Here is a 22676-nt window from a genome sequence, read left to right as displayed (position 1 = left end):
CCCGGAGGCTGTTGTGGACCGCACAAGACTTACGGCTGCCGTTGCGGCAGCCGTCCTCGCCGTCACAGGGCTCGTCACCGCCACCGGGCCGGCGGCGGCGGCCGACACCGAACTCGCCCGCAACGGAGGCTTCGAAGCCGGGCTCACAGGCTGGACCTGCACCGCGGGCAGCGGCGTCGCCGTCTCCTCGCCCACCCACGGCGGCACCTCCGCCCTCAAGGCCACCCCGGCCGGCAGCGACAACGCGAAGTGCGCCCAGACCGTCACCGTGAAGCCAGGCTCCGACTACACGCTCAGCGGCTGGGTCCAGGGAAGCTACGTCTACCTCGGCGCATCGGGCACCGGTACCACCGACGTCTCCACCTGGACGGCGTCCGCGCCTGGTTGGCAGAAGCTGACGACCTCGTTCCGCACCGGGCCGTCGACCACCTCCGTGACGCTCTACACCCACGGCTGGTACGGCACTCCGGCCTACCACGCCGACGACATCTCCCTCCTCGGCCCCGGCGGCGACCCCGCCACCGTCCCGGCCGCGCCCGCGGGCCTGCGCGCCGGCAGCCCCGGCTCCACCTCCGTGCCGCTGACCTGGAACTCCTCGTCCGGCGCGACCAGTTACCACGTCTACCGCGACGGCATCCGGGTCGCGACCGTCGGCGGCACGTCCACCACCGTCACCGGGCTGACCGCCGCCACGACCTACGCCTTCCAGGTGGCCGCCGCCAACGAGGCGGGCGAGTCGCCCAAGTCCGCGGCCGTCAGCGCCACGACCACCTCCGGCGGCGGCGACACCGGGGGCGACCTGCCCGCCCACGCCCTCGTCGGCTATCTGCACGCCAGCTTCGCCAACGGCTCCGGCTACACCCGCATGGCCGACGTCCCCGACTCGTGGGACGTCATCAACCTCGCCTTCGGTGAACCGACCTCGGCCACCTCCGGCGACATCCGCTTCAGGCTCTGCCCGGTCGCCGAATGCCCGAACGTCGAATCGGATGCCGAGTTCAAGGCCGCCGTCAAGGCCAAGCAGGCCGCCGGCAAGAAGGTGCTGATCTCCATCGGCGGCGCCAACGGGCAGGTGCAGCTCGCGACGACGGGTGCTCGGGACGCCTTCGTCACGTCGGTGTCGAAGATCATCGACGATTACGGTCTCGACGGCCTCGACATCGACTTCGAGGGACACTCCCTCTCACTGAACACCGGCGACACCGACTTCCGCAGTCCCACCTCGCCCGTGATCGTCAACCTGATCTCGGCGCTGAAGACCCTCAAGGCCGAGTACGGCCCGGACTTCGTGCTCACCATGGCCCCCGAGACCTTCTTCGTCCAGCTCGGGTACCAGTACTACGGCTCCGGCCCCTGGGGCGGCCAGGACCCGCGCGCCGGGGCGTACCTCCCCGTGATCCACGCCCTGCGCGACGACCTCACCCTGCTGCACGTCCAGGACTACAACTCCGGCTCGATCATGGGCCTGGACAACCAGTACCACTCCATGGGCGGCGCGGACTTCCACATCGCCATGACCGACATGCTCCTCACCGGCTTCCCCGTCGCCGGCGACCAGGCGAAGTTCTTCCCCGCCCTGCGGCCCGAGCAGGTGGCGATCGGACTCCCGGCCTCCACTCAGGCCGGCAACGGCCACACCTCGCCCGCCGAGGTGAACAAGGCGCTCGACTGCCTGACGAGGAACGTGGCCGCCGCCTGCGGCTCGTACCGGACCCACGGCACCTGGCCGGCCCTGCGCGGCCTGATGACCTGGTCCATCAACTGGGACCGCTTCAACCAGTTCGAGTTCTCGAGGAACTTCGACGCCTACAGATGGAGTTGAGGAACGGCAGCAGGGCCCCGAAGAGGCACAGGCTGCCGAGGACGTCCAGTGGCCAGTGGTAGCCGCGCAGCACCAGACCGATGCCCGTCGCCAGGGTGAGCACCCCGGCGGCGGGCATCGCCCATCTCCGGCGCAGATACGGCGTGACGAGCAGCGCCGCCCCGCAGTAGGCGACCATCGCCGTCGCCGTGTGGCCCGACGGGTACCAGCCGGTGCCCGGCTCCAACGGTGCCGGGCGGGCGATCCAGAGCTTCAGCGGGACGATCAGCGCGGGCACCGCCGCCATCGCGGCCACAGCGGCCAGTGCCGGCACCCACCGCCGCCCCTCACGCAGCAGGGCGTATCCGACCGCCGCCGCGAGCACGGGCAGCGCCACGGCCATGCTGCCGAGATCGGCGAGGAGTTCGGTGACGGTGGCGGGCCCGGCGCCGAACACGGCCCGGCCCAGTCGCACGTCCAAGGAGAGCAGCGGCCCCTCGACGGCAACCTGCCAGGTGATCAGTGCGAAGAGCGTCACGCAGAGGAGGACGGCGGCCCCGGAACGCCGAGAGGCCGGCCGCCTCGGAACAGGGGGGGTGGTTCCGAGGTGGCCGGCCGGACCGGTTTGCCGCGCGCCCCGGGGGTTTGGGGCGGGCGGCCATCCGATCGGTGAGGAGTTCCGGAGCCTGCAGCTCCAGTGGTGTGCGCGAGGGCACGACCAGGTCGGGGCTGGGGAGGCTCCGGCCTGGGGTCGCCCGCAGTCTCCTGCGAGCGGGGTGTTTCTCTCATCTGCAGAGACCGTACGTCAGGCGGAAGGGGACCGACAGCCGGATCTCCATCCCGCCATCGGCCCCCCACAGCTTCTTCACAGAGTGGCTCCGTCGCCGCCGGTCAGACGCGGGCGAACGCCTGCTCGAGGATGTCGAGACCCTCGTTCAGCAGGTCCTCGCCGATCACCAGCGGGGGCAGGAATCGCAGCACGTTGCCGTAGGTGCCGCAGGTGAGGACGAGCAGACCCTCCGCGTGGCACGCCTTGGCGAGGGCGCCCGCCGCCTCGGCGTTCGGCTCCTTCGTCGCGGGGTCCTTCACCAGCTCGATCGCGATCATCGCACCGCGGCCGCGGATGTCGCCGATGATGTCGAACTTGTCCTGCATGGCGGTGAGGCGGGCCTTCATCGTGGCCTCGATCGCCTTCGCCTTCGCGTTGAGGTCCAGCTCCTTCATCGTCTCGATGGAGCCCAGTGCACCGGCGCAGGCCACCGGGTTGCCGCCGTAGGTGCCGCCGAGGCCGCCGGCGTGCGCGGCGTCCATGATCTCGGCGCGGCCGGTGACGGCGGCGAGCGGCAGGCCGCCGGCGATGCCCTTGGCGGTGGTGATCAGGTCGGGGACGACGCCCTCGTCCTCACAGGCGAACCACTGGCCGGTCCGGCAGAAGCCTGACTGGATCTCGTCGGCGACGAAGACGATGCCGTTGTCGTTGGCGAACTTCACGATGGCGGGCAGGAATCCCTTGGCCGGCTCGATGAAGCCGCCCTCGCCGAGTACCGGCTCGATGATGATCGCGGCGACGTTCTCCGCGCCGATCTGCTTGGTGATCTGGTCGACCGCCTGCGCCGCGGCCTCGGGGCCGCAGTTCTCCGGGCCGGTCGGCCAGCGGTAGCCGTAAGCCACCGGCACGCGGTACACCTCGGGCGCGAACGGGCCGAAGCCGTGCTTGTACGGCATGTTCTTGGCGGTCAGCGCCATGGTGAGGTTGGTGCGGCCGTGGTAGCCGTGGTCGAAGACGACGACCGCCTGGCGCTTGGTGTGGGCACGCGCGATCTTGACCGCGTTCTCGACCGCCTCGGCGCCCGAGTTGAACAGCGCCGACTTCTTGGCGTGGTCGCCCGGGGTCAGCTCGGCGAGCGCCTCGCAGACCTCCACGTAGCCCTCGTACGGCGTCACCATGAAGCAGGTGTGCGTGAAGTCCTGGAGCTGGGCGCTCGCCCGGCGTACGACGGCCTCCGCGGAGGCGCCGACCGAGGTCACGGCGATGCCGGAGCCGAAGTCGATCAGGCGGTTGCCGTCGACGTCCTCGATGATCCCGCCGCCCGCACGTGCCGTGAACACGGGCAGCACGGACCCCACCCCGCCGGCGACCGTCGCGGTACGGCGGGCCTGAAGCTCGATCGACTTCGGGCCGGGGATGGCGGTGACGACGCGGCGCTCCTGCGGGATTGCGGTCATGAGGGGCTCCTGGGGGTGTATCCGGACGCTTGTTGTCTTTCTCCGCAGGCTAGGTGCGCCGCGCCGGTGCGGGCATGCGCCGATCGGGAGTATTGGGGGTGTGTCGTTGTCCGCCACGGCCATAGGCGCGCGAGCGTGCCCGGTCCCGGGGGCGCGGGAGGGACAGGAGAGGGCGAAATCCGGCCGGTTCCGCGCGGGGAACACAGTGCATGGGGCCCCGTGGGACACGGGATCATGGCCCGGTGTGCCGTCCGCCCAGGGGCGCACGCACTAGATTGACCGTGCAGAGAGCGGGCCTGGCTGGTCAGGGGGCAGCGGTTCATGGAATCCGAAGGCACATACGACGCACGCGGCACACGCGCCAATCCCGTGCCACGTCCCGCCGGTCCACCGGCGGAGGTGCCGTCCGTGCCGCCCGGCACTCCCGCCCGGCCCGGCCACGCCCCCGCCACCCGGCCCCGCGTCGCGGAGTGGCTGCGCGTGCCCCGGCCCGCCGCCGCCCCCGGGATCTGGCGGCTGGGCCACCGTGACCGCCCCGAAGAGGAACCGGACCTCGTCCCCGCCCGGCAGCTCTTCGGCGGAGCCTTCGTGGCCTACCTGTGCGGCTGGCTGCTCTGGTCGCTGCTGTGGAACCGCTACCTCGAGGGATGGTGGTTCTTCGTCGACGACTGGTGGCTGCTGCCCATGCTGTGGGCCGTGCCCGACGCCTGGCGGTCACCCGCCGACCCCAACTTCGAGATGTACGTCCTGGCCAGCTACCTCTACAACGGCATCGTCCTGGGCCTGCTCGCCGTCGGCTTCGGCCGGGTCGGCAACTGGCAGGAGATCTGGCAGCGGTACGGAGTGCCGCTGTGGCCGCTGTTCGTGTTCCTGCCGGGCGTCTGGCGGGAGATCCCGCGCACGGTCACCTGGCTCACCTGGGTGTCGAACATCTACTACGTGCTCCTCGCCGCGTCGGTCGTCGCCGCCGTCGGCAGGGCCGGCACCTGGCCGGTCGTGCAGCGCAGGCGCGCCAAGGCGGCCGGCCCGGTGGCCGACGCCCCGCCACCGCCGCAGGACCCCGCCGAGTGGCCGGAGCTGCGCAGCGCCGGGCTCGGAGAGGCCGCCGACCGCCTCGCCGAAGCGGCCCGGGCCGGCTCCCTCGGCGACGTGGACTACGCGCGGATCCGGCGCGCCTGGCAGGGCGTCCACGCCCGGCCGGAGCGGCTCGCGGCCTTCGCCGAGACCGTGCGCAGGCACGGCCCCGCCGCCTGCGCCCACCCGTCGGGGCTGCGGGACCTGCCGGTGCGCACCGCGACGCACGACCTGGCGACCGGCCAGGTCAAGATCGGCACCGCCGTCGACGACGCACGCAACCCGTACGCCCGCCGTACCACCGGCGTCGCCCTGGAGCCCGCCCTGCTCGGCACCTCCTTGCTCGCCGTGGGGCCCTCCGGGTCCGGCAAGAGCGTGCGGCTCGTACGGCCCGTCGTCGAGTCCCTGTGCCTGCTGGCGCTGGCCAACCGCGCCGCCGTCGTGGCCGTCACCGCCCACGGCGCCGCCGTCGCCACGGACGGCGACTTCGACCTCGTGGTCTCCGTCGGCCGCCCGGACTCGACCCACGACCTCGACCTCTACGGCGGCGCGGAGGACCCGGACGAGGCCGCCCGGCTCCTCGCGGAGGCGCTCGTCGGGGACCTCGCCGCCGGTCTGCCCGGCGGCGACAGCCGGCGCGCCGCGACCGCGCTGGCCCAGCTCATCGGCCCCTACCGGTGCGTGCACGGGCACTTCCCCGCCGTGGCCGACCTACGGGAACTGCTCGGCGGTGCGCCGGCCGCCCTCGGCGCGCTGCGCACGGCCCTCGAGCAGGCGGGGGAGGCGTCACAGCTGCGCGAACTGGACGCCCGCGAACGGCAGTCGGCCCGCGGCGACGACATCGGGGTGCTCCTCGCGGAACGGATCGCCTTCCTCGACCGGCCGGCGTTCGCCTCGTTCTTCCGTACCGACGGCGAGGGGCGGACGTTCTCGCTGCGCGCCATCGAGCACCCCCTGCGGGTCCGCGTCGACCTGCCGGAGCGCGGCCACGCCGAGGCCTCACGGATCATCGCCCGGCTGGTCCTCGCCCAGTTCACCGAGGCGGCACTCACCCGCTCCGACCGCTCGCTCTTCGCCTGCCTCGTCCTGGACGACGCGACCAGCACCGTCACCACCGACTCGGTGCGCGCGCTGCAACGGCTGCGCTCCGCCAACGCGGGCGTCGTCCTCGCGCTGCGCACCCTGGAGGACGTGCCCGAGCCGTTGCGCGGCCCCCTGCTCGGCGCCGTCGGCTGTCGGATGGCCTTCTCCGGCCTCGCCCCCTGGGACGGCGGCCGGTTCGCCGAGACCTGGGGCACCGAGTGGGTCCAGACCCGTGACGTCACCAACCGGCAGATCATCTCCGACGAGCCCCTGACGAAGGCGCTGCACATGATGCGCCGCCTGGTCACCGGCAAGGCGGCCACCGCGGAGGCGGTCACCGTTCGCGAGGTCGAACGTGCCCGCTGGTCGGCGTCCGACCTCGCCCACTCGGTGCCCGCCGGCCACGCGGTGCTGTCACTGACGTCCGTACGGGGGGAGCACGCGCCGCCTCTGCTGGTGGACCTGCGGACCTGACCCGTTGCCGTCGGCGGCCTGCGAGGGGGCAGCCCGTGACCTCGGCGGGGGACGGACGGGGGCCGGCGACTGCTACTCCCTGGCAGAATCGAGGTACGCCGTTCATACGGGACGGCGAAATCCGAAACCGTCCCCCTTTCGAAGGGCCCCAGGTCCCATGCCGCCCACCCTCGCCTCGCTCGTCCAGCACTCGGCGCTCAAACTCACCGTGCGCGCCGGGGAGGACCGGCTCGAGACACCGGTGCGGTGGGCCCACGTCAGCGAGCTCGCCGACCCCGTGCCGTACATGGAGGGCGGCGAGCTGCTGCTCGTCACCGCCATGACCCTCGACGCGGAGGACCGCGAGGCCATGCGCCGCTATGTGCGCAGGCTGGTCGGCGCGGGAGTGGTCGGACTGGGCTTCGCGGTCGGCGTCTACTACGAGGACATTCCCGAGGCGCTCGTCGAGGCCGCCGGGCAGGAGGGGCTGCCGCTCCTCGAAGTGCCGCGCCGCACCCCGTTCCTCGCGATCAGCAAGGCCGTCTCCGCGGCCATCGCCGCCGACCAGTACCGGGCCGTGACCGCCGGGTTCGAGGTGCAGCGCGAGCTGACCCGGGCCGCGCTCACCGAGGGGCCCGGCGCCGTCGTCGCGCGGCTCGCCGCACACATCGACGGATGGGCGGCGCTGTACGACACCTCCGGCGCCGTCGTCGCCGCCGCACCCGACTGGGCGTCCCGGCGGGCGGCCCGCCTCACCGCCGACGTCGAGCGGATGCGCGAGCGGGCCGCGCCCGCGAGCGCCGTGGTCGGCGGCACCGAGGACGACGACCGCGTCGAGCTCCAGTCGCTCGGCACCGGACGCCGGGTCCGCGGCGCCCTCGCCGTCGGCACGGAGGCCCCGCTCGGGACCGCGGAGCGCTACGCCGTGCACTCGGCGGTCGCCCTGCTGACGCTGGCGACGGAGCAGTCCCGCTCGCTGCAGGCCGCCGAACAGCGGCTCGGCGCGGCGGTGTTGCGGATGCTGCTGTCGGGCCAGCCGGATCATGCCAGAGCCGTCGCCGGCGACCTGTACGGCGGGCTGCTCGACGCCCCGTTCCGGCTGCTCATCGCCGAGACCGCCGGCGACCCGGACACCGGCGCGGGCGACCGGCCCGCGGCCCTGAGCGCGTTCGCCGAGTCGGTCGAGTCGGCAGCCGGCCGGGCGGGGGAGACCTTCCTCGCCGTCCCCGACGGGACGGATGACGGCCGCACGGTGCTGCTCGCCGTGGACGGCGGCGCGGTGGCCGCCGCCTGCCTGGCGGCCTACGGGGACAAGGACGCCGACGAGGCCGCGGTCTACATCGGGCTCTCCGCGCCCACCGGTCCGACAGCGGCCGCCGGCGCGTACAAGCAGGCCGAGCAGGCGCTTTCGGTCGCCCGGCGGCGCGGACGCGCCCTCGTCGAGCACGAGGAGCTGGCGGCGGGGTCCATCGTGCCCCTGCTCGGCGACGACGCCGTGCGCGCGTTCGCGGACGGCATGCTCCGCGCGCTGCACGAGCACGACGCGACCGGCCGCGGCGACCTCGTCGCCTCGCTGCGGGCCTGGCTGTCGCGCCACGGCCAGTGGGACGCCGCCGCGGCCGACCTCGGCGTGCATCGCCACACCCTGCGTTACCGGATGCGCCGGGTGGAGGAGATCCTCGGCCGCTCGCTGGACGACCCGGACGCGCGCATGGAGCTGTGGCTGGCGCTCAAGGCGACGGGCGAGCCGCAACGGTCCCCGTAGACCCGCCGGAAGCCGGGTCGGGCTCGAAGGCAAGGTCGAACGTGCCGGATCCTGCCCGTTTCCGGGCAGGATTGTTGGATTCGCGGCTCCCCCTCTCTAATCTCCTGCTCATGACAAACCCCGCTACCGAGCCGGCGTCCGTCGCGCCCGACCTCACCGCGCGCCCGGCCGTCCCCGTCCGCCGCCGGCTCTCCGGAGCCGTCTGGGCCGCCCTCGTCATCGTGTACGTCGTCTGGGGCTCCACCTACCTCGGCATCCGCATCGTCGTCGAGACGATGCCGCCGTTCGTCTCCGCTGCGATCCGGTTCGTGGTCGCCGGCCTGGTCCTCGCCGCGCTGGTCGTCTGGCGGCGCGGCCCGGCCGCGCTCAAGGTCACCAGGCACCAGCTCGCCTCCGCGGCGGTCGTCGGCCTGCTGCTGCTCCTGGGCGGCAACGGTCTGGTCGTCCTCGCGGAGACCTCCGTCCCCTCCGGGCTCGCCGCGCTGCTGGTCGCCGTGGTGCCCGCCTGGGTCGTCGTCCTGCGAAGGGCCTCCGGCGAGCGGCCCGGCACCGGCGCCTACGGCGGTGTGGCGCTCGGACTGGCGGGACTCGCGGTGCTGACCCTGCCCGGCCTCAGCGGCGAGGTACGCATCACCGGTGTGCTCACCGTGGTCGCCGGGACCCTGATGTGGTCGATCGGGTCCTTCTCGTCCTCCCGGATCCCGATGCCGGCCGATCCGTTCGCCGCCAGTGCCTACGAGATGGTCGCGGGCGGCATCGGCTGCGCCCTCGTCGCCCTCGGCAGGGGCGAGCACGACGGCTTCGTCCTGGGAGACGTCTCCGCCCGCTCATGGACCGCGCTCGCCTACCTGGTCGTCTTCGGATCGCTCCTCGCGTTCACCGCCTACGCGTGGCTGCTGCACAACGCCCCGCTGTCGCTCGTCGCCACCTACGCGTACGTCAACCCGGTGGTCGCCGTGCTGCTCGGCTCGCTGGTGCTCGACGAGCGGCTGTCCTGGCCCATCGCGGTGGGCGGCGTCGTGGTCGTGGCGGGGGTCTGCCTGATCGTGTCCACGGAAAGGCGCCGCTGACTCGCCAAACCGGCCAGCCGGGACAGGCGACCACTCCATGCCGGACAAACGACCCGGCGGACGCGCGGCCCTACCGTGTGGAGAGAGCAACCGAGCAGACCCCACTACTTCGGAAGGGCCGGGACTCCGCATGACTTCCACCCACGCCTTCTGGCTCGCCGGCCGCCAGGCCACCGGCGAGACCGTCCTCGACGTCACCTCCCCGTGGGACGGCCGCCTCGTCGGCAAGGTCTCCGTACCGACCGCCGACCAGGTCGAGGAGGCCGTCGCCGCCGCCTACGCCGTGCGCGACGAGTTCGCCGCCACGCCGGCCCATGTCCGCGCCGCCGCGCTCGACCACGTGTCGAAGCGCCTCGTCGAGCGCACGGAAGAGATCGCACAGCTGATCTCCGCGGAGAACGGCAAGCCGATCAAGTGGGCCCGCGGCGAGGTCGGCCGGGCCGTCTCGGTGTTCCGGTTCGCCGCGGAGGAGGCCCGCCGCTTCAACGGCGGCGACGCCCAGCGCCTCGACACCGACGCCGGCGGCCAGGGCCGTCTCGCGCTGACCCGCCGCTTCCCCAAGGGCGTCGTGCTCGGCATCGCGCCGTTCAACTTCCCGCTCAACCTCTGCGCCCACAAGATCGCTCCGGCGATCGCGGTCGGCGCGCCGATCATCCTGAAGCCCGCCCCGGCGACCCCGCTGTCCGGGCTGATCCTCGGCGAGCTGCTCGCGGAGACCGACCTGCCCGCCGGTTCCTGGTCCGTGCTGACCGTGCCGAACGAGCAGATGCCCGCCCTGGTGCAGGACGAGCGCCTGCCGGTGATCTCGTTCACCGGTTCCGACAAGGTCGGCTACGCGATCATGGACTCGGTCCCGCGCAAGCACTGCACCCTGGAGCTCGGCGGCAACGGCGCGGCCGTCGTCCTCGCCGACTTCGCGAGCGAGAAGGACCTGGACTGGGCGGCGACGCGCATCGCCACCTTCTCCAACTACCAGGGCGGCCAGTCCTGCATCTCCGTGCAGCGCGTGATCGCCGACACGACGGTCTACGACCGCCTGCTGCCGAAGATCGTCGCCGCCGTCGAGGCACAGGTCACCGGCGACCCGTCCGACGCCGCCACCGACGTCGGTCCCCTCGTCAGCGAGGACGCCGCCAAGCGCGTGGAGGCGTGGGTGGACGAGGCGGTGCAGGGCGGCGCCAAGCTGCTCACCGGTGGCAAGCGCGACGGCGCCTCCTACGCGCCCACCGTGCTGACCGACGTCCCGGCCGACGCCACCCTCGCCTGCGAGGAGGTGTTCGGCCCGGTCCTGACCGTGACCAAGGTCGACGGCGAGACCGAGGCGTTCGCGGCGGTCAACGACTCCAAGTACGGCCTCCAGGCAGGCGTGTTCACGCACGACGTGCAGACCGCCTTCCGCGCCCACCGTGCCCTCGAGGTCGGCGGCGTGATCATCGGCGACGTCCCGTCCTACCGCGCCGACCAGATGCCGTACGGCGGCGCCAAGCAGTCCGGCGTCGGCCGCGAGGGCGTGGCCTTCGCCATGGACGACTACACGTACGAGCGGGTGCTGGTCCTCACCGGACTGGCGCTGTAACGCCGCACGCCACGACCGGCGGCCGGAGCCCGACTGTGCGGGGGCTCCGGCCGCTTTTCTTCTACCCGTACCCACTTGCTGGAACGACTGGATTCCGGTGGGCTCCCGTACAGCCGCTGCCGGGCCTCGCGAGAACGGGATGCTTCCGCACGCCGGACGCGGAGGCGGATCGCACCCTGAAGCCGGCGAGCGTGAACGCGGTCCCGTACGGGCAGCCGACCTCCTGCCGACATGAAAGGCAGCGGCTGCGGGACCGGGCGGTGAGTGGTACGAAGAAACCGTCCCTTGGTGCCCTGCGGTCGCAGGTCGGAGGTGCCGTCCGTGGAATCCGTCGACTGGCTGCTGACGGCAGATGAGCGAGGCAATCCCGCGACCCGCTTGGACCGTCGGCGACCCGACGGTGCCGCATGGTCGGCCGGCAACGAGGTTCGCTCTCTGGTCCACGGCGCGACGTACTTCGCCGAGTTGCTCGCCGCCGTTGGCGCTCTGCGTGCCGGGGACCTGATGCTGTTCACCGACTGGCGCGGCGATCCCGACGAGCGTCTGTCGGGTCCCGGGACCGAGATCGGCACCGTGCTGCGCCGGGCGGCCGAGCGCGGAGTGGTCGTCAAGGGTCTGGTGTGGCGGTCCCACCTGGACAGTCTTCGGTTCAGCGAGGAGGAGAACCGCCACCTCGGCGAGGAGGTCCGGGCGGGCGGCGGCGAGTATCTGCTGGACATGCGGGTCCGTCCCGGCGGGACGCACCACCAGAAGTGCGTCGTGCTGCGCCACCCCGGGCGCCCCGAGCTGGACATCGCGTACATCGGTGGCATCGACCTGTCGCACAGCCGCAACGACGACATCGACCACGGCGGCGACGACCGCTCCCAGCCCATGGCCGAGGCTTATGGGCCCCAGCCACCCTGGCACGACGTCCAGCTCGCGATCCGGGGCCCCGCGGTCGGTGACATCGAGACCGTCTTCCGGGAGCGCTGGACGGATCCGGCGCCCCTCACCCGCAGCCCGCTGTCCCGGCTGCGTGAACTGCTGCACCGGGAGGACGTTCACGCGAACCCGCTGCCCCCTCAACTGCCCGATCCCGCGCCGTGCGGCACGCAGACGGTGCAGGTGCTGCGCACGTACCCCAACCGGCTGCTGCGGGGCTACGAATTCGCCCCCGACGGGGAGCGCAGCATCGCGCGTGCCTACCTGAAGGCACTGCGGCGGGCCCGGGCGCTCATCTACCTGGAGGACCAGTACCTGTGGTCCCCCCAGGTCGTGGGGTACTTCGCCCGGGCGCTGCGCATGAACCCGGAGCTGCGCCTCATTGCCGTCATCCCCTCCCTCCCCGAGCAGGACGGCGCCCTCACGCTGCCGATGAACCTCATCGGCCGCATCACCGCGCTGGAGACACTGCGGCGGGCGGGCAGTGGTCGGGTCGCCGTGTACGGGCTGGAGAACCATGCCGGGACACCGGTGTACGTGCACGCCAAGGTGTGCGTGGTCGACGACGTGTGGGCCGCGGTGGGCTCCGACAACATCAACCTGCGCTCCTGGACGCACGATTCCGAACTCAGCTGCGCCGTTCTGGACGAGTCGAGGGACCCCCGGGAACCGCGTGACCCCGCCGGCCTCGGCGACGGCGCGCGCCGCTTCGCCAGGGACCTGCGGCTGCGACTCGTGCGCGAGCACCTGGACCGGGAGGATCCCGGGGACCCGCAGGCGCACGACGAGCTGTGCGATCCGGTCGGCGTCTTCGACGCCTTCGCGTCGGCGGCCGCCGCTCTGGACTCGTGGCACGAAAGGGGCCGTTCCGGCCCCAGGCCGCCCGGACGTTTGCGTACCTATCGCCCGCCGGAGCTCTCGCGGGCGCAGCGGCTGCTCGCGATGCCGCTGTACCGCGTCGTCATCGACCCGGACGGCCGCCCGATGAGGCTGCGGCTGCGCAACACGTTCTGAAAGGCCGGGGGTGACTCTTCATCGCTGCCCACCGGGCACACCCGCTGTGCCGAAGCCCAGGACGGGCCGCGGCGCGTGCCCGGGGGAGGAGCACCGAACGGCTTCACGGGCCGGAAGACGCGGGCGACTGCGGCGAGATCCGGGCCGGTTCTCGCTGCCCACCGTATCCCCGCAGGTCAGACAAGGTACGAAGAGCACGCCGGCCCGGGCTCCGGCAGCCCGGGCCGGTTCACGGGTGCCGTACGTGGGCTGGTGAAGGTGCCGGGAATCGGGTACTACGAACGAGTAGCCACCGGCCGGTCATCGATCCGGCGGTCCCCGATTCGCGGCGAGGTGAGCCTCAATGTCCGCTCCAACGGACAAGCCCCTGCATCAGCCCCACACCCCGAAGATCAGCGAGCGCGAGGCGCGACAGGTCGCGGAGGCGGCGCGCGAACAGGACTGGCGGAAGCCCAGCTTCGCCAAAGAGCTGTTCCTCGGCCGTTTCCGGCTCGACCTGATCCATCCCCATCCGATGCCGACCGGCGAGGCCGCCCGGCGGGGTGAGGAGTTCCTCTCCAAGCTCCGGCGGTTCTGCGAAACGGAGATCGACGGCGCCCGCATCGAGCGCGAGGCGCTGATCCCCGACGAGGTGATCAACGGGCTGCGGGAGCTCGGCGCGCTCGGCATGAAGATCGACCCCAAGTACGGGGGCCTCGGTCTCACCCAGGTGTACTACAACAAGGCGCTGGCACTCGTCGGCTCCGCGAACCCGGCGATCGGCGCGCTGCTGTCCGCGCACCAGTCGATCGGCGTCCCCCAGCCGCTGAAGCAGTTCGGCACCGAGGAGCAGAAGCAGCGGTTCCTGCCGCGGCTGGCCCGCACCGACATCTCCGCCTTCCTGCTGACGGAGCCCGATGTCGGTTCCGACCCGGCCCGTCTCGCCACGACGGCCGTCCCGGACGGCGACCACTACGTCGTGGACGGCGTCAAGCTGTGGACCACCAACGGTGTCGTCGCCGACCTGCTCGTCGTGATGGCGCGGGTGCCGAAGTCGGAGGGCCACAAGGGCGGCATCACCGCCTTCGTCGTCGAGGCCGGCAGCGAGGGCATCACCGTCGAGAACCGCAACGCCTTCATGGGGCTGCGCGGCCTCGAGAACGGCGTCACCCGCTTCCACCAGGTACGCGTCCCCGCGGAGAACCGCATCGGCCCGGAGGGCGCGGGGCTGAAGATCGCGCTGACGACGCTCAACACCGGACGGCTCTCCCTGCCCGCGATGTGCGTCGGAGCCGGCAAGTGGTGTCTGAAGATCGCCCGCGAGTGGTCGGCGGTGCGCGAGCAGTGGGGCAAGCCGGTCGCCAGGCATGAGGCCGTCGGCGCGAAGATCTCCTTCATCGCCGCGACCACCTTCGCTCTGGAGGCCGTCGTCGACCTGGCCTCCCAGATGGCCGACGAGGACCGCAACGACATCCGTATCGAGGCCGCGCTCGCCAAGCTCTACGGGTCCGAGATGGGCTGCCTGATGGCGGACGAGCTGGTCCAGATCCGCGGCGGCCGGGGTTTCGAGACGGCCGAGTCGCTGGCCGCGCGCGGCGAACGCGCCGTTCCCGCCGAGCAGTTGCTTCGCGACCTACGCATCAACCGCATCTTCGAGGGTTCGACCGAGATCATGCACCTGCTCATCGCCCGCGAGGCGGTGGACGCGCACCTCGCCGTCGCCGGCGACATCATCGATCCCGACAAGCCGATGTCCGCCAAGGCCAGGGCCGGGGCCAACGCGGCCGCCTTCTACGCCCGCTGGCTCCCCAAACTCGTCACCGGGCCTGGCCAGCTGCCCCGTACGTACGCCGAGTTCCACCCCGCCGGGTACCAGGACCTGTCCACACATCTGCGGTACGTCGAGCGAAGCTCGCGCAAACTGGCCCGTTCGACCTTCTACGCCATGTCCCGCTGGCAGGGCCGCATGGAGACCAAGCAGGGCTTCCTCGGCAGGATCGTCGACATCGGGGCGGAACTGTTCGCCATGAGCGCGGCCTGCGTCCGCGCGGACATGCTCCGTGCGTCCGACGACCACGGCCGCGAGGCATACCAGCTCGCCGACGCCTTCTGCCGCCAGGCGAGGATCCGCGTCGAGGAGTTGTTCACCCGCCTGTGGTCGAACACGGACGACCTTGACCGCAAGGTCGTCGACGGCGTGCTCTCCGGGACGTACAGCTGGCTGGAGGAGGGCGTCGTCGACGCGAGCGGCGACGGACCGTGGATCGCGGACGCCACACCGGGCCCGACGGTGAAGGAGAACGTGCACCGCCCGATCCGCTGACGGGCCACCGCCGCGGCGGCCTGCCGGGTACTCCCTGTCAACACGGACAGGGAGTACGGCCACAATGGGGGGATGAGCGACAGCCCATCTCCCCTCGCGGACCCGCACATCGTCTTCGATCCCTCCGAAGGCCGCCGGGACATCGTCGTCCTCGGCTCCACCGGGTCCATCGGTACGCAGGCCATCGACCTCGTGCTGCGCAACCCCGACCGTTTCCGGGTGACCGCCCTGTCCGCCGCCGGCGGCCGGGTCGGTCTGCTTGCCGAGCAGGCGCGCAAGCTGCGTGCCGGGACGGTCGCGGTGGCCCGTGAGGACGCCGTGCCCGCGCTGCGCGAGGCGCTCGCCGCGCTGTACGGGGCGGAGCCGCTGCCGGAGATCCTGGCCGGCCCGGACGCCGCCGCGGAGCTCGCCGCCTCCCCGTGCCACACCGTCCTGAACGGCATCACGGGCTCCATCGGTCTCGCCCCCACCCTGGCCGCCCTCGAGGCCGGCCGGACCCTCGCGCTGGCCAACAAGGAGTCGCTCATCGTCGGCGGGCCGCTGGTGAAGGCGCTGGCGAAGCCGGGGCAGATCATCCCCGTCGACTCCGAGCACGCCGCTCTCTTCCAGGCGCTCGCCGCAGGCACCCGCGGCGATGTGCGCAAGCTGGTCGTGACCGCCTCGGGCGGCCCGTTCCGCGGCCGGACCAGGGCGGAGCTGGCGGGTGTGACCCGCGAGGACGCCCTCGCCCACCCCACCTGGGCCATGGGCCCGGTGATCACGGTGAACAGCGCGACGCTGGTGAACAAGGGACTCGAGGTCATCGAGGCGCATCTGCTCTACGACATTCCCTTCGACCGGATCGAGGTCGTCGTCCACCCGCAGTCGTATGTTCACTCGATGGTGGAGTTCACGGACGGTTCGACACTCGCCCAGGCCACGCCGCCCGACATGCGGGGGCCGATCGCGATCGGCGTGGGCTGGCCGGAGCGGGTTCCGGACGCGGCCCCCGCCTTCGACTGGTCCACCGCTTCGACATGGGAGTTCTTCCCGCTGGACGACGAGGCGTTCCCGTCGGTGGGCCTCGCCCGCCGTGTCGGGGAACTGGGCGGCACGGCGCCGGCGGTGTTCAATGCCGCGAACGAGGAGTGCGTGGAGGCATTCCTCTCCGGACGGCTGCCGTTCAACGCCATCATGGATACGGTCACCGAGGTGGTCGCCGCACACGGCACCCCCGCGTCGGGAACTTCCCTGACGGTGGCGGACGTACTCGAAGCGGAGACCTGGGCCAGGGCCAGGGCCCGTGAGACGGCAGCGAAGGCAACGGCGGAGGCTCGCGCATGACCATTCTGTTGACCATTCTGGGCATCGCGCTCTTCGCCGTCGGGCTGCTGTTCTCCATCGCCTGGCACGAGCTCGGCCACCTCTCCACGGCCAAGCTCTTCGGCATCCGCGTGCCCCAGTACATGGTCGGCTTCGGCCCGACCATCTGGTCACGGCACAAGGGCGAGACCGAGTACGGCATCAAGGCCATCCCCATGGGCGGCTACATCCGCATGATCGGGATGTTCCCGCCCGGTGAGGACGGCCGTATCGAGGCCCGCTCCACCTCGCCATGGCGCGGAATGATCGAGGACGCGCGCTCCGCCGCGTACGAGGAACTGAAGCCCGGCGACGAGACCCGCCTCTTCTACACGCGCAAGCCGTGGAAGCGCGTCATCGTCATGTTCGCCGGCCCGTTCATGAACCTCGTCCTCGCCGTGGTGATCTTCCTCGGCGTGATGATGACCTTCGGCTCGCCGACGCAGACCACAGAGGTCGCCGGCGTGCAGAAGTGCGTCATCGCCCAGAGCGAGAAGCGCGACACCTGCGCGACGAACGACCCCGAGTCGCCGGCGTTCGCTGCCGGGCTGCGGGAGGGCGACAAGATCGTCGCGTTCAACGGCAAGCCCGTCGACGACTGGGGCACGCTGTCGACCCGTATCCGGGAGACCATCGGCCCTGCCACCATCACCGTCGAGCGCGGCGGCACGGAGGAGGTCCTCCAGGCCACGCTCATCGAGAACACGGTCGCGAAGAAGGACGAGGACGGGGAGGTCGTCCCCGAGGAGTTCGTCCCGGCCGGATACCTCGGCTTCGCCGCCAAGACGGAGATTCTTCCGCTGTCGTTCGGTGACTCGGTCGACCGCATGGGCGGCATGATCGAGAACGGCGCGGAGGCGATCGTCGCCCTGCCGTCCAAGGTCCCCGACCTGTGGGACGCGGCCTTCGGCGACGGTGAGCGCAAGGACGACTCCCCGGTCGGCGTCGTCGGCGCCGCCCGCATCAGCGGTGAGGTGCTCAACCTCGACGTGCCGACGACCAACATCGTCGCGACCTTCCTGATGCTGCTCGCCGGCTTCAACCTCTCCCTGTTCCTGTTCAACATGCTGCCCCTGCTCCCGCTGGACGGCGGACACATCGCCGGCGCGCTGTGGGAATCGGTCCGGCGGAAGATCGCCAGGGTCTTCCGGCGCCCCGACCCGGGCCCGTTCGACGTGGCGAAGCTGATGCCGGTCGCCTATGTGGTGGCGGGGATCTTCATCTGCTTCACGCTGCTCGTACTCGTGGCGGACATCGTCAACCCGGTGAAGATCAGCTGAGCGGTTCCTCCCGCAGGACTCCTGTGACGGCCGGGCGCGCTTCGTGCCCGGCCGTCACCTTTGGGTGGACTTCGGTGTCCGATGTGCCCCGCCGAACGCCAGTGCCGTAATCTCAGGGGCTGGAGCCCGCCGATCCGGGACCACGATCCACACCTTGGGGTTGCACAGCAGATGACTGCAATTTCTCTCGGAATTCCGTCCGTTCCGACGAAGCTCGCCGACCGCAGGGTCAGCAGGAAGATCCAGGTCGGCTCCGTCGCCGTCGGCGGTGACGCGCCCGTTTCCGTGCAGTCGATGACGACGACCAGGACGTCCGACATCGGCGCCACCCTCCAGCAGATCGCGGAGCTCACGGCCTCCGGCTGCCAGATCGTCCGGGTCGCCTGCCCGACCCAGGACGACGCGGACGCGCTGGCCACCATCGCCAGGAAGTCCCAGATCCCGGTGATCGCCGACATCCACTTCCAGCCGAAGTACGTATTCGCGGCCATCGACGCCGGCTGCGCCGCGGTGCGGGTGAACCCGGGCAACATCAAGCAGTTCGACGACAAGGTCAAGGAGATCGCGAAGGCGGCCGGCGAGACCGGCACCCCGATCCGGATCGGCGTCAACGCGGGCTCCCTGGACCGCCGCCTGTTGGAGAAGTACGGCAAGGCCACCCCCGAGGCGCTTGTCGAGTCCGCCCTGTGGGAGGCGTCCCTCTTCGAGGAGCACGGCTTCCGCGACATCAAGATCTCGGTCAAGCACAACGACCCCGTCGTGATGGTCAACGCCTACCGGCTCCTCGCCGCGCAGAGCGACTACCCGCTGCACCTCGGTGTCACGGAGGCCGGTCCCGCCTTCCAGGGCACCATCAAGTCCGCCGTCGCCTTCGGTGCTCTGCTCAGCGAGGGCATCGGCGACACCATCCGCGTCTCCCTGTCGGCGCCGCCGGCCGAGGAGGTCAAGGTCGGCATCCAGATCCTGGAGTCGCTGAACCTCCGCCAGCGCCGCCTGGAGATCGTCTCCTGCCCCTCCTGCGGCCGCGCCCAGGTCGACGTCTACAAGCTCGCCGACGAGGTCAGCGCCGGACTGGAGGGCATGGAGGTCCCGCTGCGCGTCGCCGTCATGGGCTGCGTGGTCAACGGACCCGGGGAGGCCCGTGAGGCCGACCTCGGTGTGGCTTCGGGCAACGGCAAGGGACAGATCTTCGTCAAGGGCGAGGTCATCAAGACCGTGCCGGAGTCGAAGATCGTCGAGACCCTCATCGAAGAGGCCATGAAGATCGCGGAGCAGATGGAGAAGGACGGCGTCGCCTCCGGGACCCCGGACGTGGTCGCCGTGGGCGAACCCGGCGCCTGACCGCACCACCAGGACCCCGCCGGAGGGCTCGCGCCAGAGCCCGCCGGCACCCGGATCCACAAAGCCCCGCCGCCCTTCCGGTCGGCGGGGTCTTCTTGTGCACGCGCCACGCCGTGGACGTGCCGGGTACAGTGCCAGAACCAGCAAACCGTGTGATGAGGCGCCCTCGTGTTGACGCAGACCACCACCCGGGTCCTCGGCCCGGGCGACCTCGGCGCAGCGCTCGCCATCCTCGAGAGCGAGCCCGTGACGAATGCTTTCGTCACCGCGCGTGTGCAGGTCGCCGGACTCGACCCGTGGCGACTCGGGGGCGAGATGTGGGGCTATTACGCCGACGGGCATCTGCGCTCCCTGTGCTACGCCGGCGCCAACCTCGTGCCCATCTGCGCCTCTCCGGAAGCCGTCCGTGCCTTCGCCGACCGCGCGCGCCGGGCCGGTCGCCGCTGCTCGTCCATCGTCGGCCCCTCGGAGCCCACCGCCCTGCTGTGGCGGCTCCTCGAACCGAACTGGGGTCCGGCCAGGGACGTACGCGCCAACCAGCCGCTCATGATCACCGAGCGGATGCCGGACGACATCGAGCCCGACCCGAACGTCCGCCGTATCCGCAAGGACGAGATGGACGTGATCATGCCGGCGTGTGTGGCCATGTTCACCGAGGAGGTCGGCGTCTCGCCCATGGCCGGCGACGGCGGACTCCTCTACCAGGCCCGCGTCGCCGAACTCGTCGGCACCGGACGGTCCTTCGCCCGCATCGACGACGGCAAAGTCGTCTTCAAGGCCGAGATCGGCGCGGCCACCCCCCAGGCGTGCCAGATCCAGGGCGTCTGGGTCGACCCCGAGTACCGGGGCATGGGACTGTCGGTGACCGGCATGGCGGCCGTCCTGCGCTACGCCCTGGCGGACGTCTCCCCGATCGTCAGCCTGTACGTCAACGACTACAACACCGCCGCCAGGGCGTCCTACCGCAGGGTCGGCTTCCGCGAGGTCGGCGCCTTCATGAGCGTGCTGTTCTGATTCCCGGCACCCCGTACTGAGCGGCCACGACGCCAAGTAGGGTTCGGCCCATGGCAGCACTCAGCGGGGACGGCTCGCAGGCCCCCGACGTCGTCGTCGAACCGCTCGATCTGACCGCGCGGGTCGACGAAGCGCTCGCCGTGCAGGCGCTCGCCTTCGGGCTCAGCGACGACGAGATCGACATCCGCCGCTACATCGTGCTGCGCCACCTGCAGAACCCGGGAGCCCGGGCGCTCGGCGCGACAACGGAGGCGGGCCGGCTCGTCGGATTCGTCTACGGCATGCCCAACGACCGCAGTCACTGGTGGTCCACCGTGGTCGAGCCGTATCTGCGCCGCAACGGCGCCGACGGCTGGCTCGACGACTCGTTCGTCATCACCGAACTCCACGTCCACCCCGACTTCCAGGGGCGCGGCGTCGGACGCGAACTGATCACCACCCTCACCGACGGATGCCGCCTGCCCCGCTCGATCCTCTCCGCGATCGACACCGAGAGCCCGGCCCGCGCCCTGTACCGCAGGCTCGGCTACCAGGACCTCGCCGGCCAGGTGCTGTTCCCGAGCGCCCCCAGCCCCTACGCGGTGATGGGCGCCCCGCTGCCGCTGCGGCGAGCGAACTGATTTCCGCCTGCGGCCGCGCCCCGGCTAACCTCCTGCACATCACACGTTCCGAGCAGGAGTTCACCATGGCCCAGGTCCAGCGCATGTCCCGTCTGATGGTCAAGACACTGCGCGACGACCCGGCGGACGCAGAGACGCTCAGCCACAAGCTCCTCGTGCGCGCCGGTTACGTCCGCCGCAACGCAGCGGGCATCTGGTCCTGGCTGCCGCTCGGCAAGCGCGTCCTGGAGAACGTCACCCGCGTCGTGCGCGAGGAGATGGACGCCATCGGCGCGCAGGAGGTCCTGCTGCCGGCGCTGCTGCCCAAGGAGCCCTACGAGGCGACGGGCCGCTGGGAGGAGTACGGTGCGGAGCTGTTCCGTCTCAAGGACCGCAAGGGCGCCGACTACCTCCTCGGCCCGACCCACGAAGAGATCTTCACCCAGCTCGTCAAGGACCAGTGCACGTCCTACAAGGACCTGCCGGTGATCCTCTACCAGATCCAGACGAAGTACCGCGACGAGGCGCGTCCCCGCTCGGGCATCCTGCGCGGCCGCGAGTTCCAGATGAAGGACTCGTACTCCTTCGACACCTCCGACGAGGGCCTCGCCCGGTCCTACGCCCTGCACCGCGAGGCGTACGTCCGGATCTTCGAGCGCCTCGGCCTGAAGCACAAGATCGTCTCCGCCGTGTCGGGGGCCATGGGCGGCTCCGCCTCCGAGGAGTTCCTGGCGCCGGCCCCGGCGGGCGAGGACACCTTCGTGTACTGCCCGTCCTGCGACTACGCGGCCAACACCGAGGCCGTCACCTTCGCGCTCGCCCCGGTCGAAGGCGCCGCGCACGGCCCGGTCGAGGAACTGGACACCCCCGACACCCCGACCATCGAGACGCTCGCCGACCACCTGGGAGTCCCGGCGTCCGCCACCCTGAAGAACCTGCTGGTCAAGGTCGACGGCGAGATCGTCGCGGTCGGCGTACCCGGCAACCGCGAGGTCGACCTCGGCAAGCTGGGCGACCACCTGGCCCCCGCGGAGGTCGAGCTGGTCACCGCGGAGGACTTCGTGGACCGCCCGGACCTGGTCCGCGGCTACGTCGGCCCGCAGGGCCTCGAGAAGGTCCGCTACATCGCCGACCCGCGCATCGCCCCCGGTACCGCATGGATCACCGGCGCCAACCGGGCGGGTTTCCACGCGAAGAACGTTGTCGCCGGCCGGGACTTCGAGGTCGACGACTACCTCGACGTCGTGGTCGTCGAGGACGGCGACCCGTGCCCCTCTTGCGGCACCGGCCTCAAGCTGGACCGCGCGATCGAGATCGGCCACATCTTCCAGCTCGGCCGCAAGTACGCGGACGCCTTCCAGCTCGACGTGCTCGGCCAGAACGGCAAGCCCGTCCGCGTGACGATGGGTTCGTACGGCGTCGGCGTCTCGCGCGCGGTGGCCGCGCTCGCCGAGCAGACCGCCGACGAGCAGGGCCTGTGCTGGCCCCGCGAGATCGCCCCGGCAGACGTCCACGTCGTCGCCGCCGGCAAGGCCCTGCAGACCGAGCTCGCCCTCGACGTCGCCGAGCAGCTCGGCGCGGCGGGCCTGCGGGTCCTGGTCGACGACCGCGCGGGCGTCTCCCCGGGTGTGAAGTTCACGGACGCGGAGCTGATCGGCGTCCCCAAGATCCTGGTGGCCGGCCGCCGCTCGGCCGAGGGCGTCCTGGAACTGAAGGACCGCCGGACGGGGGAGCGGGAGGAGCTCACGGTGGCGGACGCGGTGGCGCGGCTGCGGGGGTAGACAGAGGGGCGGCCGCTGCGCGGGCTTGCTTC

Annotated in this window: 14 protein-coding genes and 1 pseudogene; 13 read left to right on the top strand and 2 right to left on the bottom strand. The window is 71.6% G+C overall.

Features of this window, described 5'->3' with window-relative positions; all coding sequences use genetic code 11:
• The first annotated feature begins 13 nt into the window (after nucleotides 1-13).
• Nucleotides 14-1822, top strand: a complete 1809-nt coding sequence (locus GLX30_RS10395) for a glycoside hydrolase family 18 protein (protein WP_244258099.1) — start codon at nucleotides 14-16, stop codon at nucleotides 1820-1822.
• Here GLX30_RS10395 and GLX30_RS10390 read toward each other — a convergent pair.
• Together GLX30_RS10390 and gabT are read right to left on the bottom strand one after the other, a co-directional pair.
• Nucleotides 1773-2590: pseudogene (locus tag GLX30_RS10390) on the bottom strand (phosphatase PAP2 family protein). The gene GLX30_RS10395 and the pseudogene GLX30_RS10390 overlap by 50 nt on opposite strands.
• A 102-nt stretch (nucleotides 2591-2692) precedes the next feature.
• Nucleotides 2693-4027 (bottom strand): 4-aminobutyrate--2-oxoglutarate transaminase, encoded by a 1335-nt coding sequence (gabT, locus tag GLX30_RS10385; RefSeq protein WP_159686408.1) that lies wholly within the window; start codon nucleotides 4025-4027, stop codon nucleotides 2693-2695.
• A gap of 408 nt (nucleotides 4028-4435) precedes the next feature.
• On the opposite strand from gabT, the gene GLX30_RS10380 reads away from it, so the two are divergent.
• The 12 genes from GLX30_RS10380 to GLX30_RS10325 all read left to right on the top strand — a co-directional run bounded on the left by GLX30_RS10380 (nucleotide 4436) and on the right by GLX30_RS10325 (nucleotide 22644).
• On the top strand, nucleotides 4436-6658 hold the full coding sequence (locus tag GLX30_RS10380) for an ATP/GTP-binding protein (RefSeq protein WP_159686405.1): 2223 nt from the start codon (nucleotides 4436-4438) through the stop codon (nucleotides 6656-6658).
• 157 nt (nucleotides 6659-6815) lie between these two features.
• Nucleotides 6816-8402, top strand: coding sequence for a PucR family transcriptional regulator (locus tag GLX30_RS10375; RefSeq protein WP_159686402.1), 1587 nt, complete (start codon nucleotides 6816-6818; stop codon nucleotides 8400-8402).
• Between the two features lie 110 nt (nucleotides 8403-8512).
• On the top strand, nucleotides 8513-9472 hold the full coding sequence (locus tag GLX30_RS10370) for an EamA family transporter (RefSeq protein ID WP_159686400.1): 960 nt from the start codon (nucleotides 8513-8515) through the stop codon (nucleotides 9470-9472).
• A 130-nt stretch (nucleotides 9473-9602) separates the two neighbouring features.
• Nucleotides 9603-11048, top strand: a complete 1446-nt coding sequence (locus GLX30_RS10365; protein ID WP_159686397.1) for an aldehyde dehydrogenase family protein — start codon at nucleotides 9603-9605, stop codon at nucleotides 11046-11048.
• Nucleotides 11049-11369: 321 nt separating this feature from the next.
• Entirely contained in the window at nucleotides 11370-12986 is a 1617-nt protein-coding gene (locus tag GLX30_RS10360; protein WP_167306808.1) for a phospholipase D family protein, read from the top strand.
• Between the two features lie 343 nt (nucleotides 12987-13329).
• Nucleotides 13330-15288, top strand: a complete 1959-nt coding sequence (locus tag GLX30_RS10355; RefSeq protein ID WP_159686392.1) for an acyl-CoA dehydrogenase family protein — start codon at nucleotides 13330-13332, stop codon at nucleotides 15286-15288.
• 72 nt (nucleotides 15289-15360) lie between these two features.
• A complete protein-coding gene (dxr, locus tag GLX30_RS10350) occupies nucleotides 15361-16611 on the top strand; it encodes a 1-deoxy-D-xylulose-5-phosphate reductoisomerase (protein WP_159686389.1) in 1251 nt (416 codons plus the stop codon).
• Entirely contained in the window at nucleotides 16608-17909 is a 1302-nt protein-coding gene (locus tag GLX30_RS10345) for a site-2 protease family protein (RefSeq protein WP_159686386.1), read from the top strand. The genes dxr and GLX30_RS10345 overlap by 4 nt, the downstream gene beginning before the upstream one ends.
• Before the next feature lie 171 nt (nucleotides 17910-18080).
• On the top strand, nucleotides 18081-19250 hold the full coding sequence (ispG, locus tag GLX30_RS10340; protein ID WP_159686382.1) for a flavodoxin-dependent (E)-4-hydroxy-3-methylbut-2-enyl-diphosphate synthase: 1170 nt from the start codon (nucleotides 18081-18083) through the stop codon (nucleotides 19248-19250).
• Between the two features lie 171 nt (nucleotides 19251-19421).
• Entirely contained in the window at nucleotides 19422-20264 is an 843-nt protein-coding gene (locus GLX30_RS10335) for a DUF4081 domain-containing GNAT family N-acetyltransferase (RefSeq protein ID WP_159694964.1), read from the top strand.
• Nucleotides 20265-20314: 50 nt separating this feature from the next.
• Nucleotides 20315-20884: a GNAT family N-acetyltransferase gene (locus GLX30_RS10330; RefSeq protein ID WP_159686380.1), complete on the top strand. Its 570-nt coding sequence runs from the start codon at nucleotides 20315-20317 to the stop codon at nucleotides 20882-20884.
• Nucleotides 20885-20949: 65 nt separating this feature from the next.
• A complete protein-coding gene (locus GLX30_RS10325) occupies nucleotides 20950-22644 on the top strand; it encodes a proline--tRNA ligase (RefSeq protein ID WP_159686377.1) in 1695 nt (564 codons plus the stop codon).
• Nucleotides 22645-22676 lie beyond the last annotated feature (32 nt).

Source organism: Streptomyces sp. Tu 2975 (genome assembly GCF_009832925.1).
Taxonomy (GTDB): Bacteria; Actinomycetota; Actinomycetes; order Streptomycetales; family Streptomycetaceae; genus Streptomyces.
The sequence above is the reverse complement of the archived record's forward strand: the minus strand, read 5'-3'. Positions and strand labels throughout refer to the sequence as shown.